This is a genomic window from Avibacterium volantium (assembly GCF_049366555.1).
Classification (GTDB): Bacteria; Pseudomonadota; Gammaproteobacteria; order Enterobacterales; family Pasteurellaceae; genus Avibacterium; species Avibacterium volantium_A.
Genome location: NZ_JBMMGT010000077.1, coordinates 1 through 386 on the forward strand (window position 1 = coordinate 1; position 386 = coordinate 386).

The 386-nt window shown below is 34.2% G+C and carries 1 protein-coding gene; it reads left to right on the forward strand.

Translation table 11 applies throughout. The features are described from left to right. Positions 1 to 107 precede the first annotated feature (107 nt). A partial coding sequence (locus ACLS0A_RS11060; RefSeq protein ID WP_416083512.1) for a P2 family phage major capsid protein occupies positions 108 to 386 on the forward strand: 279 nt, incomplete at its 3' end.

Here is a 386-nt window from a genome sequence, read left to right on the forward strand (position 1 = left end):
TATGAATTAAAAACATTGGCACAAAAAGAGAAAGAAAGTAAAGAACAAGCCACAACAAAAACAGGCTTCAAAAAATTAATTGATAACTTACATTAGGAATAAAAACAATGGAAAACTTCACAGCAAAACAATATAACAACTATATCCAACATTTATCTACAATGCTTAAAATCAATATTGACGGTGCATTAGCCGTTTTTGATTTAGAAGGCAAAGTAGAAAAGGAATTTTTTAAATCCCTAGAAACTTCACCATTTTTAGGCTTAATCAATATCATCAAAACAACAGAACACAAAGGCGAAGCGCTAGGGATTAGCGTACCAATGCCAAGCCAAACGGATATTAACCAGCACGACCGCACACCAGAAAAAGGGCATATTTCCCCG